The sequence below is a fragment of the Vibrio sinaloensis DSM 21326 genome (genome assembly GCF_000189275.1).
GTDB lineage: Bacteria > Pseudomonadota > Gammaproteobacteria > Enterobacterales > Vibrionaceae > Vibrio > Vibrio sinaloensis.
Genome location: NZ_AEVT01000035.1, coordinates 1 through 416 on the forward strand (window position 1 = coordinate 1; position 416 = coordinate 416).

Sequence of the window (416 nt, forward strand, 5' to 3'; positions counted from 1 at the left end):
GATTCACAGAGGAGTTTTATATGTCCAAGTCTGATGTTTTTCATCTCGGCCTCACCAAAAACGATTTACAAGGGGCCCAGCTCGCCATCGTCCCTGGCGATCCTGAGCGTGTGGAAAAGATCGCCGCGCTGATGGATAAGCCGGTTAAGCTGGCATCTCACCGCGAATTCACCTCCTGGCGCGCTGAGCTGGATGGCAAAGCAGTTATCGTTTGCTCTACCGGTATCGGCGGCCCGTCTACTTCTATTGCCGTGGAAGAACTGGCGCAACTGGGTATTCGTACCTTCTTGCGTATCGGCACCACGGGGGCTATTCAGCCGCACATCAACGTCGGCGACGTTCTGGTAACGACCGCATCCGTACGTCTGGATGGGGCGAGCCTGCATTTTGCGCCGATGGAATTCCCGGCGGTTGCC

At 56.2% G+C, this 416-nt stretch carries 1 protein-coding gene; it reads left to right on the plus strand.

The window, feature by feature from the left end; translation table 11 throughout:
- Positions 1 to 20: 20 nt before the first annotated feature.
- Positions 21 to 416 (plus strand): uridine phosphorylase (gene udp / locus RH45_RS06480; protein WP_039958301.1); only part of this gene is annotated, 396 nt, incomplete at its 3' end.